Genomic DNA, 13,160 nt, shown 5'->3' on the forward strand with positions numbered 1-13,160 from the left:
CTCAATGAAGCTGTCTGGCGCTTACGACCAACTTGTTCCGTTTCCGGAAGGCCTTGTTTACCCTGCGGCCAACAGCGTCAGGTTGCGCTCATGGCTCCTTAACAGGGGTGAATGCAGAGATCGCGCCCGAGGGACAGAGAAATGGCGTCCACCGACAATCGCCCGCCGGCTTCGCGCGGCGGCAGGAGCCTCGCAAAGGCGCGCGCGGCCTTTGACGGCCTGCGCAGCCATGGCGGCTTCTGGCTGAAGGCGCTGTCGCAGCCGACCATCGATCTCACCTTGCGCACCCAGCCCGGCCAGCGCACCCGCATCGTCGAATCGCCCGGCCTGTCGCTGCCGAAGGCCGAGCTCGACGTACTGGTCGCGCAGCTGCGCATCGTCGCGGCGAAGACATTGCCCGAGGAGAGCCTGAGCTACGGCATCTTCTCCGGCGAGCCGGAGCGGCTGTCGCGCGCCATCGTCACTTTGATCTCGGAGGAAGACACCGGACGGCCGATCGCCTTCAACGCGCTGTCGGTGATGGATGTGCCGCTCGACGGTGAGCCGGCCGAAGTGACCCATCTCGGCCTCGTGATGGTCGATCCCGATGTCCGCGGGCAAGGGCTGTCCTGGGTGCTCTATGGCCTCACCGCGCTGGTGCTGTTCGCCCGCGACGGGTTGCGGCCGAAATGGATTTCCAACGTCACCCAGGTGCCGGCGGTGGTCGGCATGGTCAGCGACACCTTCTCGGACGTGTTTCCGTCGCCGCAGCCGGGTGCCCGGCAGAGCTTTGCGCATCTGCAGCTCGCGCGCGGCATCATGGCAAAGCATCGCGCGGTGTTCGGCGTCGGCGACGAGGCCGGCTTCGACGAGGCGCGTTCGGTGATCACCAATGCCTATACCGGCGGCTCGGACGCGCTGAAGAAGACTTTTGAGATCGCGCCGAAGCATCGCGACGCGATCTACAACGAATTTTGCGAACGCGAGCTGGATTACGGCCGCGGCGACGACGTGCTGCAGATCGGCCGCATCGATCTCGCCGGCGCGCGCCGCTATGTCATGAGCGAGGTGCCCTCGGGCTCGCTGCCGGCGCTGCTCGCGGCCTCCGCGATGCTGGCGCTGCAGCGGCTGGTGCTGCCGGTGGTCTACTGGATGGACGACAGCCGCGCCTTCGGCACCTTGCGCCCGCGCCGGCAGGATAACGGGACGGTGCGATGAACTTCGACTATTACTCGTTCACCGGCCGCAACATCGGCTTCATCGACGAGCACGAGCAGCAGCTGTTGCGCCAGGCGCGGGTGTTCGTCTGCGGCGTCGGCGGCATGGGCGGCGCCGCCTTCATGGCGCTGGCCCGCGCCGGCATCGGCAAGTTCGTGATTGCCGACATCGACCGCTTCGAAGTCTCCAACCTCAACCGCCAGGTGTTCGCCTTCGCCGACGAGGTCGGCCGCGAGAAGGCGGCGGTCGCCGCCGAAGCCGCCAAGCGCATCAACCCGACCATCGAGGTCGAGGTGCTCGGTGAGAACTGGACCAGCGAGCTCGCCGGCATCGCCGCACGCTGCCCGGTCATCGTCAACGGCATGGACGATATCGCCGCCGGCGTGCATCTGTACCGGACCGCCAAGCGGGCCGATGCAACGGTGATCGACGCCTACATGTCGCCGCTGCCGTCGGTGATCGTCGTGCGTCCGCATGATCCGCGGCCCGAGCAGCGCCTCGGCTTCCCGACCCTGGCCAAGGACTGGACCGAGATCACCGAGGACGATCGCCGCGCCGCGATGCGCGCCGAGATCGAGCACGTGATGCTGCACTCCTCGTCGCGCAACTATGTCGATCTCGCGATCGCCGGCGAAGTCGCCGCCGGGCGCCGTAGCCGGATGTCGTTCGCGCCGATGGTGATCTCGACCGGCATGCTGATGGCCTATGAGGCGGTCGCGCTGATCCTGGGGCGCACGTCCGGCACCGATTGCCGCGGCTGGTTCCTCAACCCGCATCGGCCGGCGATCGAGCGGCCGCGCAATGCGCTGATGGCCGCCTTGATGCGCCCGCTGGTGCGGCGGGCGATCGATCAATTGACGGGCGCCGCATGACCTCGGGGGTGATCGCCGATTCCATCGTCAATCTCTGCGGCGCCATCGGCGTCGTGGTGGCGATGATGACGTTCTACCGGCGCGATCCGAGGAGCCCGCTGACCCGCCGCCTGCTGCTCGCGCTCGGCGTGATCGCACTCCTGTTCCTCGACCGTGGCGTTGCGTGGTGGAGCGGAAGCCGGCTGCTCGACCGCCTCTCGGTGATCCCGGCCGCGCTGATCCCGCTCGGCGCGCTGATCGTCACCGAAGGCATCCTGCGCCGGCACGCGCCGCGCGCGGTCAAGATCGCGGCGCTCGCGGGCGCCATCCTGCTCGGCCTCGGCGGCCTGTTCGGGCTGCAGCGCTTTGCGATGCCTTATGCAGTCGCGGTGGCGCTGTTCCAGCTGGTTGGCTTTGCGACCTGCGCGCTGCTGCTGGCAACACGCGACCGCGCCGCGCTGATGGCTTCGGAAAACCGCAGCATCGGCCGCATGGCGGTCGGCGCGCTGGTGGTGATCCCGTTCATCCTCACCGACTTCCGCACGCTATTCCCGGACATTCCGGTCCGGCTCGGCGCGCTGGGAGCGCTGCTCACCGTGACCGTGATGCTGATCGCCGGCGGCGGCGCCGAGACGCGCCGCCATGGCCTTGCGATGATGGCGCTGCGGCTGATCTCGTCGGGTCTGCTCGGGCTTGCCGCCGCCTTCATGGCGCCCGACGTCGACGCCGCGCAGATGGTCCGGTTCGTCGCCGTCGCAATCGCCGGCGTGCTGACCATCGGGCTGATGACGGATGCGCTGCGTGCGCTGTTCGAATCGCAGGAGCCCGGCGTGCTCAATTCGGTCGCGGCATCGCCGGCGCAGACCCGTGAGCAGCTGATCGCCGAGCTCGCGCGGCATCCGATCTTCGAGAGCGCGCGGCGCTTCCGCGAAGACGAGCTCGCGCTTTACGATCCGCCGCTGCTGCGCGATTTCCTGTCGGCCCGGCGCGTGCTGCGCAGGCCCGACGCGCCGTGGGGACTGGCGCCGACCGACCCGGCCGCCGAGCGCATGGTCTCGCTGATGTCGGCCAACAACGCCACTCATGTGATCGTGCTCGCGCATGATCCGCTCGACCTGATCGTGCTGGCCGTGCCGGTCACCGCCGCCGATCCGGCCACCGAAACCGCGCTGGCGCTGGTGCGGCGGCTGCTGGCGCTGACCCCGGAGGCCAAATGACGCCCGAGATCAGGGAGGGTGATCGCAAGGCGGCCTTCGACGCCGCGCTCAATGCCTATGGGCCCGACAGTCTCTATGTGCCGCCGCTGTGGAGCGATTTCGACCGGATGTTCGATTCCGCCAAGAACCCGTTCGTCACCGAAAGCCATGGCCGCTATGCGCTGTTCTCGGCGCATCGCGACGGAAAGCCGGTCGGCCGCATCGCCGCCTCGATCCACGATGCGTCCAACCGCAAGCACGGCACCCGCCACGGCGCGTTCGGCTTCTTCGACTGTATCGACGACGTCGAAGTGGCCGATGCGCTGCTGCGCGCCGCCGAGCAATGGCTGTCGGCGCGCGGCATGAGCCGGGTCGCCGGCAATTTCAATCTCACTGCGATGCAGCAGATCGGGGTGATGACCGACGGCTTCGACCACGCGCCGTTCACCGACATGATGTGGTCGCCGCCGCATATCGCGCAGCATCTCGAGCGCACCGGCTATGCGGCGACCTTCCCGATGACGACGTTCGAGATCGCGCTCGACGGCGGCAGGCCGGAGCAACTGCTCGGCGACAAGCAGCGCGCGGTGCTGGCCGACAAGGACTTCGTCTGGCAGCCGATCAAGCGTTCCGCCTTCAAGGTGCGGCTGGAGGATGCGCGCCTGATCCTTAATGACGGCTTCGCCGACAATCCGATGTTCGTGCCGCCGACCGCGGCCGAATATCTGTTCCAGGCCGGCGACATGATGTGGATCATCGACAAGCGGATTTCGACCGTGGTCTATCACCGCGGCCGGCCCGCCGGCGCGATCATCGCGATTCCCGATCTCAATCCCTTGATCAAGGCGGTCGGCGGCCGGATCGGGCTGACGGCGCCGTTCAGATTCGTGGCGCACCGCATGATGAACACTCGCGCCGTGCTGATCTATCAGTCGGTCTGCCGCGATCTGCACAATCGCGGCCTCAACGGCGCGATGCTCTACCGCACCGCGCTGGCGCTGCAAGAGGCCGGCTACCGCACGCTCGGCGGCACCTGGATCGCTGACATCAACGCGCCGTCGCTACGCCAGGTCGAGAAGGCCGGCGCCACGCCGCTGCACCGGCTGCATCTGTTCACCAAAAGGCTGGCCGCAGCATGAGCGAGCTGTCGCCGGATTTGCTGCGCGAGCTGGTCGCCGAGGCGCGGCTGGCGCCGAGCGTCCACAACATCCAGCCGACGCGCTGGCGCCTCGTCGATGGCGGGCGACTGGCGCTGGTCGACGACACCACCGTGCGGGCGCCGGTCGCGGATCCCGCCGGGCATGATGTGCTCGTGTCGCACGGCGCGGCACTGGAGGGCATGAGCCTTGCGCTCAACCGCCGCGGCTTCGCCATCACGGGCATGACCACGATCGAGCAACCGCTGTCACCGCAATTTGCCGCGCTGTGCAGCTTTGCGATCAGGCAAGGTGTCGCGCCGGATCCGTTGGCGGATCACGTGGCGCACCGCATGTCGTGGCGCGGCAGGTTCGTGGCGTCGCCGGACGATGTCGCGCCGTTGGCGCAACTTGCCGTCGCGCGTGACGATCTGATCTACATCGGTCATCGCCAGGCGATTGCCGAGATCGCCGGCTGGGCCGACCAGGCCGAGTTCTCCTTTGTCCGCGGCGACGCGTATCGGGCTGAGTTGCTGGCATGGATGCGGCTGTCGCCCGAGCATCCGCATTATCTGCTGGACGGTCTCAACCGTGATGCGCTCGCCATGAACGCGGTCGAGGCCACCGCCGCCCGCTACGTGCTCGGCGGCCTGTTCAAACCGCTCGACCGTCTCGGCATCGCCGCGTCGTTGCTGTCGGACGGCGCCAAGACCGCGTCGGCCTCGGCGATCGTCCTGTTCTGTCGTCCGGTCGGTGAGGATCCACTCACGACGGGACGGCATTTCTACCGCTGCTGGCTCGAGATCGACCGCGCTGGCTTTGCGGCGTGCCCGATCTCGGCGCTGGCAGATCACCCCGACTTCAATGATCGGCTGCGGCAGCTCGGCAGGATTGGCGGCGACCTGCGCCTCGTCAACGTGTTCCGCATCGGCCGGCCGCCAAAGCCGTTGAAACCGCGGCATTTCCGGCTGCCGGTCGATCGGCTCGTGGTCTGAAAAATAAGCTGCAATCCCCGCTGTCAAAGCTTCACGGGGTCGTGCTATGACGCCGCCCGCGAACCAATGACCGGTGAGATGATGTCGAAGCAATCGCTGCGCGAGGAGGCCGAGCGCCTGATCCGCGAGACCATGGAAAAGCGGAACCTGGTCATCAAGCAGGGCACGACCCGGATCGAGGCGGTCTGCGGCAAATGCGGCGCGCCGAACCGGGTGCAGGCGGAAAAGGGCCAGACCCGCGTCAAGTTCACCTGCAAGAACTGCGACCAAAAGCAGGAAACGCTCTGAGCGAGGGTTCCGTCATCCCCGCGCAAAGGCGAAGCCTGTGCGCGGGGGTGACGGGATAGTCCGCAGCTGTCGGGGCCGAGCGTAACCCGCCCCACGAAGCACCCTACTTGAACACTTCGCAGACTGTGGTGTGATCCGGCGGGATCTGGCGCGCGGTCCGCAGCGAGACGTTGTGCCACCAGGCCTCCAGCGCGTGGCGGTCGCAGGCGAGCTTCACGCTCATGCCGCCGGCAAATGTGATCCAGTCCGCAAAGCTCGACCGCGACACCGCGATCACGACCGGAATATCGGCATCGAGCGCGCGCTCGATCACGAAGCCGAGGCCCTTGCCGTCGCGTTCGCGCTTGCCGAAGCGGTTGATGATGACGAGATCGGCGCCGTCAGCGAGCGCGTCAGCGACACGGGCGCCGGCGGCCTGCAGCCGCGACAGATCGAGCTTGCAGCCGGTGGCACCAGAACTTGTAGCACTCGGTGCCGGCGGCTGCGCCAGCAGCAGCGTCTCGCCGCTGTGCACCAGCACCGCCGACAGGCTGGAATCGGCGCATTGGCCCGTCTGAACCATGCCGACCACGCGGGTGCCCTGCGCCTTCAGCTCGACGGCGAAATCCCGCAGGATCGCGTCGGGATCGTCATTGTCGTCATAGACCAGGGCGGCGAGGTCGCATTGGGCGTCGAACATGATGGGCTCTGTTCGTTGTGGGGGAGAACGGCGGCCGCGGCGCCAAGGGGGGGCCAAGAGGGGCGTCAAGGCGTCGCGGCCGCATGTTTTGGGGATCAGGCGGCCGGCGGGCCGTTGATGATCTGCAGCTGGGTGAATTCGGCGAGGCCTTCCTCGGCGAATTCGGTGCCGATGCCCGACTGCTTGGCGCCGCCGAACGGAATGTTCGGCGCCATGTCGAGGTGCTTGTTGATCCACACCGTGCCGGCCTCGATCTGGGTCGCGATCTCATGCGCCCGCTTGATGTCGGACGACCACACCGATGCGCCGAGGCCGTAGGTGGTGGCATTGGCGCGGCGGATCACGTCATCCTTGTCGGAATATTTGATCAGCGGCAGCACCGGACCGAATTGCTCCTCGTCGACCAGCTTCGAGCCCTCCTTGATGTCGCGCACGATGGTCGGCTCGATGAAGTAGCCGGGACGATCCATCGCGGAGCCGCCGGCAACCACCTTGCCGTTCTTGTGCGCGTCTTCGAGGAATGCCTTCACCTTCTCGTACTGCATCTTGTTCTGCAGCGGGCCGAGCTTGGTGCCCTGCTTGGAGCCGTCGTCGACCACGGTGTTCTTGGCGATCGCGACCAGCTCGTTGCAGATTTCGTCATAGACCGACTCGTGCACATAGAGCCGCTTGATGGCGAGACAGACCTGGCCGGAATTCTGGAACGCGCCTTCGAAGATGCCGGGCGCGACCTTCTTCGGATCGACGTCGTCGAGCACGATGCCGGCGTCGTTGCCGCCGAGCTCGAGCGTGATCCGCTTCAGGGTCTGCGATGCGCTCGCCATCACCTTCTGGCCGGTCGCGGTCGAGCCGGTGAAGGAGATCTTGCGGATGTCAGGATGCTTGGTCATGTGATCGCCGAGATCGTTGGCGTCGGCGATGAAGTTCAGCACGCCCTTCGGCAGGATGTCCTTGACCAGTTCGGCAAAGCGCAGCGAGGCCAGCGGCGTGGTGGGCGCAGGCTTCACCACCAGCGTGTTGCCGGCGAGCAGCGCCGACGGCAGCTTGAATGCCAGGATCAGCAGCGGATAGTTCCAGGGAATGATCGCGCCGACCACGCCGAGCGGGCGGCGATAGGCCTCGACCTTGCGGTCGCCGGAGTTCTCGATCACGCGCATCGGCAGCTCGAGCGAGCCGAGATAGCGGAAGAAACCGGCCATGCCCATCACCTCGCCGGTGGCGTCGGCGAGCGGCTTGCCCTGTTCGCTGGTCAGGATGTGCGCGAGCTCGTTGGCGTTGGCCTCGATCGCCTCGGCCATCTTGATGACGAGCTTGCGGCGCTCCTCCATCGGCGTGGCGGCCCAGGCCGGGTAGGCGGCCTTGGCGGCGGCGACGGCCTGGTCGAGCTGCTCCTTGGAGGCGCGCGGGCACTGCGCCACCACCTCTTCGGTCGCCGGATTGAGCACCGGCATCGTGCTGGCGCCGGGTACCATCTTGCCGTCGATGAGAAGACTGTAATCGCTCATAGGCTTTGCTCTCCCTGGTCAAACGGGCCGTTCGGGCCTCGCTATATCCTGTCATATATCACGGCTGCGGAACGGAAGCCACGGCCATAAGCTGCGCGCCCGGCACTGCCGAGCCGCCTGAACCCTCGAGAAAACGTCGAAGAAAATGCAGCCGGAAATTCGATCCCGCCTTTGTGACCATTAATTCGCCGTTGCCGGCCCGGCGTCAACCGGAGCCGCGCGCGCTTCAAGCAATTCTAACGCCGCCTGCGATCGTGCCGGATGGAACAGCCTCTATAGTCGGGGCTGGACGCTCGTCGTCTTCACGATATATTGGAGTGAATATAACGATAATCCGGAGTGCTCGCATGCAGATCGAAACCCAGGAGCTCACCACCTGCGAAGTCGCGTCCGATGGCTGCGCGATTTCGCTCGGGTTCGTGGACGGCAAGGGCGAGCCCGCAACCATCCGCCTGTCGATCAACCAGGTCGGCGCGCTGGTCATGACGTTGCCCGGGCTGATCAGTAAGGCGCTGCAGACCCGTTTCGGCGACCAGTCGCTGCGCTACGCCTATCCGCTGGACTCATGGATCATCGAGCAGTCGACCGATCCGGCCCAGGGCATGATGACGCTGAAGACCTCGGACGGCTTCAGCGTCTGCTTCTCGATCCCACGCGCCCAGCAGAGCGAGCTCGGCGAAGCGTTGGTGTCGCAGCCCGCGACGCCGGTGCGGGTACGGGCGAATTAGCTGGATGCGGTGACATCCGCCCGGACTCAATCTTTCGTCATTCCGGGGCGCGCGATCGCGCACCGGGGAATGACGAGAGGGTGGGTTACGTTTCGCCAACCCATCCTACGCATCTACATCCCTTGCCTTGCGCGCCTCCGGCGTAGCCCCGGCCCGGTGCCGGGTTGAGTTCCGAAAGATCTCGATATTTTCGGCAAGCCATTGCGGCAGCGTTCTCGGCGACTTGCCGGTCAATAGCTCGACAGTCGAGGTGGTCTCTCCGAGAGCGGATTCGCGAAACATCTGGTCCAGCCCGACCAGCAAATCGGCGACCAGAGGCGGGAGGCCGTCCGCCAGCAGCGTGGCTCGCTGTTCCTCGGTCGATCGATGGCTGTAGACGACCGGGTGGCCGAGCAAATTCGACAGTTGCTCAGCAACCTGCGGCATGGTCCAGGCCTGTGTCCCGGTCAGATGATAGGCGCGCTGCGACTCCGGGCTGAATTCCTCGAGCAGTGCCACGCGTGCCACGCTGGCGACGTCACGGGTATCGATGAAGTTCACGCTCCCCTCGCCAGCCGCGCCCGCCCAGGAGCCGGCGGCGATTTGATCAGCCGAGCGCTTGAGGATGTCGACGTATGCCGAAGGCCGCAGGACTGTCGACGCCACCGGCTGCTGAGCCAGATGTGCCTCGATTTGCATATGCCAGGCAAAAGGATTGAGGCGAGATGCCGGCCCCAAGGCGGAGAGCTTGACAATATGGCGGACGCCGGCAGCCACGGCGGCGTCGATCAACGCGATCTCGTTCGCCACTTGCCGTGGCGACGTACCGTGCGAAACGAACAGCCGATCGGTACCACGAAGCGCGTTCTGAAGCGTATCCGGCTGATCGAAATCGACAGCGGCGATGCTGGCACCCTTGGGCAGTTGAGGCGCGTCGGGCCGCCGGGTCAGCACCGTGATATCGACCGGATCGGAAGCGAGGAGGCTGGCCAGCGTCGAGCCGACGCGACCTGTGGCACCGGCGATCGCGATCCGCGGCTTGTGCGACACCGTTTGGATTTCCTTGGACATAGCGAAATCTCCCTCGTATCTTGGAACGATCGATCCAACATACATGGAACGATCGTTCCAAGATGTCAAGCGGGGTGCTTATGAGCGGCAAGCCACAATTCGATGAAGTCGCCGTGATCGCTGCGGCAATCGAGGTTTTCTGGCGCAACGGCTATGCGGCCGCTGCCATCAGCGATCTGACAGAGGCCACGGGCCTGTCGCGCTCCAGTCTCTATCAGCGCTTCCAGGACAAAGACGGCTTGTTCCGGGAAGCCCTTGCAGCTTATACGCAGCGCGTCTTGCGGCGCATGAACTCTGCCAAAGCCAATACCGCGCGCGGGCGGCTGAGCGCGTTGCTGCGCGCATTTTTGCCGGACAGATCCCGGCCTGCGGGATGCCTGATCGGGCGAAGCTGTGCCGAGATTTCGGCACTATCCAAAGCAGGACAGACCGCCACACTGGCAGCTGCGGCGCGTCAGCGTGACGTTTTGGCAGGCATTCTGCGTGAAGGCGTGGTGGCGGGTGAGCTGGCCGAGGATACCGACATCGATGCTATGGCTTGGTATTATCTCGGTGTGCTGCAGGCCGTATTGAACTTCCCGCAAGTGGGTGGTGATCCGAGCATGCTCGATCGCATGATCGACGTCGCCATGTCGGTTTGGCCCGGCACTCGTCTCGGCGGCTCATGACGTCAGTGCAAGCCAACGGGCCGCGCGAATGCGCGCCCGATGACTGGCTTCGTCGCCTCGCTCTTCGCAACTGACGGTGTAATTACTTCCCCTTCACGAACGCCGCGAACGCATCGCCGTAGTCCGGATGCCAGCGCGACAGTGGCGGGCGGTTCTCGACGATGTCGCCGGCGGCCCACAGGATGCGGCGTTCGTCGAGCGCGCGCGGCACGTCGTTGTCGGGGCAGAGGATGTAGAAGTCGCCGGCGCCGAGCCGCTCGATCATGAAGTCGACCGTCTGCTCGGATGTCCATGCCGCAGCCGGCTTCTCGGTGCGGCCGCGCGAGGTCAGCCCGGTAAAGACGAAGCCCGGGATCAACAGATGCGCCGTGAGCTTGCAGCCGTCGGTGTTGCGCAGCTCGTGCTGCAGCGCTTCGGTGAACGCCTTCACGCCGGCCTTGGAGACGTTGTAGGCGGGATCGCCCGGCGGCGTGGTGATGCCCTGCTTGGAGCCGGTGTTGATGATCAGCCCCGGCCGGCCGCGCTTGATCATGTTGGGCGCGAACGCCTGCGTGCCGTTGATCACGCCCCACAGATTGACGCCGAGGATGCGCTGCCAATTGTCCGCGGGACCGAACATCGCGCTGTCGGGCTGGATGCCGGCATTGTTCATCAGGATGTCGGTGCCGCCGAATCTCTTCGCGACCGCGCCCTCGAGGCTCGCGACCGCGTCGGCGTGGCTGACATCGACCGCCGCGGTCATGATGGCATCAGCGCCGCCCGGTGCCGCAGATGACAGTTTTGTCGCAGCCGCCTGCAGGCGGTCATCGCCGAGATCGGCGATGCAGACCTTCATGCCGGCCTCGGCAAACCGCAAGGCGGCAGCAAGTCCGATGCCGGAGGCGCCGCCGGTGATCACGGCAACATGATTGGCTGATATCACGGGGTGGGGCATCTGTCGTCTCCGGACACATCTGTGGCTGACGTTCAAAATCTATCGTACCATGCACGCATTCGCATGGGAGGTTTTCATGCGTGCCGTCCTCGACAACGCTTGCTCGGCTTTACGGTTTCGCGCCTGCGCTGTAGAATCCCCGATATAACGCCTCCAAAAGACCTCAGCCGACAATTTGACAGGGAGTGCAAACATGGCTGTTTCGCAGGCTATTCCGATCACGCGCCATCCTTATGCCGATGGCTCCTACAAGCAGATGCTGATCGACGGCAAATGGGTCGACGCCGCCTCCGGCAAGAAATTCGAGACGCACAATCCCGCGACCGGCGAACTGCTCGCGACCGTCGCCGAGGGCGATGCCGAGGATATCAACCGCGCGGTCGCGGCGGCGCGCCGTGCCTTCGAAGGGCCGTGGAGCAAGGTGAAGCCGTTCGAGCGGCAGAACATGCTGCTCAAGCTCGCCGAGCTCGTCGAGGCCAATTTCGAGGAACTGTCCCAGCTCGACACGCTCGACATGGGCGCGCCGATCAGCCGCACCCGCGGCAACAGACTGCGCGCGCTCGGCATGCTGCGCTACTACGCGGGACAGGCCACCGCGATCCATGGCGAGACCATCGAGAACTCGCTGCCCGGCGAGATCTTCTCCTACACGCTGAAGGAGCCGATCGGCGTGGTCGGCGCCATCATCCCCTGGAACGGGCCGCTGACCGCCTCGATCTGGAAGATCGGCCCGGCGATCGCGACCGGCTGCACCGTGGTGCTGAAGCCGGCCGAGGAATCGCCGCTGACCTCGCTGCGCATCGGCGAGCTCTGCATGGAGGCCGGCATTCCGCCCGGCGTCGTCAACGTCGTGCCGGGCTATGGCGAGACCGCAGGTGCTGCGCTCGCCAATCATCCCGATGTCGACAAGGTCGCCTTCACCGGCTCGCACATCACGGGCCAGTCGATCATCCGCGCCTCGGCCGGCAACCTCAAGCGCGTGTCGCTCGAGCTCGGCGGCAAGTCGCCGGACATCGTGTTCGCCGACGCCGATCTCGATGCGGCGGTGCCGGGCGCCGCGATGGCGGTGTTCGCCAATTCCGGGCAGATCTGCAGCGCCGGCACAAGGCTGTTCGTCGAACAGAAGGTCTATGACGAATTCGTCGGCCGCGTCGCCGAGTTCGGCAAGAAGCTGCAGGTCGGCAACGGCCTCGATCCGAACACCCAGATCGGACCTTTGGTGTCGAAGGATCAGCTCGATCGCGTTTCGGGCTATCTCGACATCGGCCAGAAGGAAGGCGCCAAGGCGCTGGCCGGCGGTGGCCGCCTCACCGAAGGCGCGCTGTCGAAGGGCTATTTCGTGCAGCCGACGGTGTTTGCCAATGTGCAGGACAACATGCGCATTGCGCAGGAGGAGATCTTCGGCCCGGTGATCTCGGCAATCTCGTTCAAGGACCCGGACGAGCTGATCAAGCGCGCCAACGCCACCACGTTCGGCCTCGGCTCGGGTGTCTGGACCACCAATGTCAGCAAGGCGCACCAGGTCGCCAAGGCGCTGCGCGCCGGCTCGGTCTGGGTCAATTGCTACCAGGCGATGGATCCGGCGGTGCCGTTCGGCGGCTACAAGATGAGCGGCTACGGCCGCGAGTCCGGCAAGCAGCACGTTGAGGAGTATCTCAACGTCAAGGCGGTCTGGATCAAGACGGGCTAGCCGGTGCTTCCTGCCTCTCGCCGCCTGCGGCGGGCAATCGCAGATGGCATTGTAGTCATCCTTCGAGACGCCCGCCGTTGGCGGGCTCCTCAAGATGACGGGGTGATTGCTCAGCTTGCTCAGCGTCATCACCCGCGCATTGTTTAGCCCGGACAGATCACTGACGGGTGTTCGGAGACATAGCTGACACATCAACTTGGCTGGATTGGTCCGATTCGGGAGGCCGTCCATGCCGTGGAGTGA

13 protein-coding genes are annotated in these 13,160 nt (G+C 65.7%); 9 read left to right on the top strand and 4 right to left on the bottom strand.

Going from position 1 to position 13,160, the window contains the following annotated elements; translation table 11 throughout:
* Positions 1-141: 141 nt before the first annotated feature.
* From BRSPCE3_RS14650 to BRSPCE3_RS14675, 6 genes are all read left to right on the top strand, one after another.
* A complete protein-coding gene (locus BRSPCE3_RS14650; protein WP_244066506.1) occupies positions 142-1,197 on the top strand; it encodes a hypothetical protein in 1,056 nt (351 codons plus the stop codon).
* Positions 1,194-2,069, top strand: coding sequence for a ThiF family adenylyltransferase (locus BRSPCE3_RS14655; RefSeq protein ID WP_244066507.1), 876 nt, complete (start codon positions 1,194-1,196; stop codon positions 2,067-2,069). The genes BRSPCE3_RS14650 and BRSPCE3_RS14655 overlap by 4 nt, the downstream gene beginning before the upstream one ends.
* The gene (locus BRSPCE3_RS14660) at positions 2,066-3,265 is read left to right on the top strand and encodes a hypothetical protein (RefSeq protein WP_244066508.1); all 1,200 of its coding nucleotides are present in this window, start codon (positions 2,066-2,068) and stop codon (positions 3,263-3,265) included. Before BRSPCE3_RS14655 ends, BRSPCE3_RS14660 begins: the two co-directional genes overlap by 4 nt.
* Positions 3,262-4,383, top strand: coding sequence for a GNAT family N-acetyltransferase (locus BRSPCE3_RS14665; RefSeq protein ID WP_244066509.1), 1,122 nt, complete (start codon positions 3,262-3,264; stop codon positions 4,381-4,383). The genes BRSPCE3_RS14660 and BRSPCE3_RS14665 overlap by 4 nt, the downstream gene beginning before the upstream one ends.
* The gene (locus BRSPCE3_RS14670; protein WP_244066510.1) at positions 4,380-5,375 is read left to right on the top strand and encodes a hypothetical protein; all 996 of its coding nucleotides are present in this window, start codon (positions 4,380-4,382) and stop codon (positions 5,373-5,375) included. The genes BRSPCE3_RS14665 and BRSPCE3_RS14670 overlap by 4 nt, the downstream gene beginning before the upstream one ends.
* An 81-nt stretch (positions 5,376-5,456) precedes the next feature.
* Complete coding sequence (locus BRSPCE3_RS14675) at positions 5,457-5,663, top strand: hypothetical protein (RefSeq protein ID WP_244066511.1); 207 nt, start codon at positions 5,457-5,459, stop codon at positions 5,661-5,663.
* 103 nt (positions 5,664-5,766) lie between these two features.
* Here the strand turns inward: BRSPCE3_RS14675 and BRSPCE3_RS14680 are convergent, their stop codons facing one another.
* Positions 5,767-6,342, bottom strand: a complete 576-nt coding sequence (locus BRSPCE3_RS14680; protein WP_244066512.1) for a DUF2478 domain-containing protein — start codon at positions 6,340-6,342, stop codon at positions 5,767-5,769.
* A gap of 95 nt (positions 6,343-6,437) precedes the next feature.
* On the bottom strand, positions 6,438-7,847 hold the full coding sequence (locus BRSPCE3_RS14685; RefSeq protein ID WP_244066513.1) for an aldehyde dehydrogenase family protein: 1,410 nt from the start codon (positions 7,845-7,847) through the stop codon (positions 6,438-6,440).
* A 347-nt stretch (positions 7,848-8,194) separates the two neighbouring features.
* On the opposite strand from BRSPCE3_RS14685, the gene BRSPCE3_RS14690 reads away from it, so the two are divergent.
* A complete protein-coding gene (locus tag BRSPCE3_RS14690; RefSeq protein ID WP_244066514.1) occupies positions 8,195-8,575 on the top strand; it encodes a hypothetical protein in 381 nt (126 codons plus the stop codon).
* Between the two features lie 105 nt (positions 8,576-8,680).
* On the opposite strand, the gene BRSPCE3_RS14695 is transcribed toward BRSPCE3_RS14690, so the two are convergent.
* Positions 8,681-9,625, bottom strand: a complete 945-nt coding sequence (locus BRSPCE3_RS14695; RefSeq protein WP_244066515.1) for an NmrA family NAD(P)-binding protein — start codon at positions 9,623-9,625, stop codon at positions 8,681-8,683.
* Between the two features lie 80 nt (positions 9,626-9,705).
* On the opposite strand from BRSPCE3_RS14695, the gene BRSPCE3_RS14700 reads away from it, so the two are divergent.
* Positions 9,706-10,293, top strand: coding sequence for a TetR/AcrR family transcriptional regulator (locus BRSPCE3_RS14700; RefSeq protein WP_244066516.1), 588 nt, complete (start codon positions 9,706-9,708; stop codon positions 10,291-10,293).
* Between the two features lie 82 nt (positions 10,294-10,375).
* Here BRSPCE3_RS14700 and BRSPCE3_RS14705 read toward each other — a convergent pair whose 3' ends face one another.
* Entirely contained in the window at positions 10,376-11,227 is an 852-nt protein-coding gene (locus BRSPCE3_RS14705) for an SDR family oxidoreductase (RefSeq protein WP_244066517.1), read from the bottom strand.
* Between the two features lie 193 nt (positions 11,228-11,420).
* Here BRSPCE3_RS14705 and BRSPCE3_RS14710 point away from each other — a divergent pair, with 193 nt between their 5' ends.
* Positions 11,421-12,917 (top strand): aldehyde dehydrogenase family protein, encoded by a 1,497-nt coding sequence (locus tag BRSPCE3_RS14710; protein ID WP_244066518.1) that lies wholly within the window; start codon positions 11,421-11,423, stop codon positions 12,915-12,917.
* Positions 12,918-13,160: the final 243 nt, after the last annotated feature.

This window comes from Bradyrhizobium sp. Ce-3 (assembly GCF_022835695.1).
In the GTDB taxonomy this organism is placed as follows: domain Bacteria; phylum Pseudomonadota; class Alphaproteobacteria; order Rhizobiales; family Xanthobacteraceae; genus Bradyrhizobium.

What these genes read in the sequence shown, in the direction of transcription:
- BRSPCE3_RS14660 (WP_244066508.1), top strand. Translation starts at nt 2,066, where the DNA reads ATGACCTCGGGGGTGATCGCCGATTCCATCGTCAATCTCTGCGGCGCC.
- BRSPCE3_RS14700 (WP_244066516.1), top strand. Translation starts at nt 9,706, where the DNA reads ATGAGCGGCAAGCCACAATTCGATGAAGTCGCCGTGATCGCTGCGGCA.
- BRSPCE3_RS14695 (WP_244066515.1), bottom strand. Translation starts at nt 9,625, where the DNA reads ATGTCCAAGGAAATCCAAACGGTGTCGCACAAGCCGCGGATCGCGATC.
- BRSPCE3_RS14685 (WP_244066513.1), bottom strand. Translation starts at nt 7,847, where the DNA reads ATGAGCGATTACAGTCTTCTCATCGACGGCAAGATGGTACCCGGCGCC.
- BRSPCE3_RS14670 (WP_244066510.1), top strand. Translation starts at nt 4,380, where the DNA reads ATGAGCGAGCTGTCGCCGGATTTGCTGCGCGAGCTGGTCGCCGAGGCG.
- BRSPCE3_RS14650 (WP_244066506.1), top strand. Translation starts at nt 142, where the DNA reads ATGGCGTCCACCGACAATCGCCCGCCGGCTTCGCGCGGCGGCAGGAGC.
- BRSPCE3_RS14675 (WP_244066511.1), top strand. Translation starts at nt 5,457, where the DNA reads ATGTCGAAGCAATCGCTGCGCGAGGAGGCCGAGCGCCTGATCCGCGAG.
- BRSPCE3_RS14655 (WP_244066507.1), top strand. Translation starts at nt 1,194, where the DNA reads ATGAACTTCGACTATTACTCGTTCACCGGCCGCAACATCGGCTTCATC.
- BRSPCE3_RS14665 (WP_244066509.1), top strand. Translation starts at nt 3,262, where the DNA reads ATGACGCCCGAGATCAGGGAGGGTGATCGCAAGGCGGCCTTCGACGCC.
- BRSPCE3_RS14690 (WP_244066514.1), top strand. Translation starts at nt 8,195, where the DNA reads ATGCAGATCGAAACCCAGGAGCTCACCACCTGCGAAGTCGCGTCCGAT.
- BRSPCE3_RS14680 (WP_244066512.1), bottom strand. Translation starts at nt 6,342, where the DNA reads ATGTTCGACGCCCAATGCGACCTCGCCGCCCTGGTCTATGACGACAAT.
- BRSPCE3_RS14710 (WP_244066518.1), top strand. Translation starts at nt 11,421, where the DNA reads ATGGCTGTTTCGCAGGCTATTCCGATCACGCGCCATCCTTATGCCGAT.
- BRSPCE3_RS14705 (WP_244066517.1), bottom strand. Translation starts at nt 11,227, where the DNA reads ATGCCCCACCCCGTGATATCAGCCAATCATGTTGCCGTGATCACCGGC.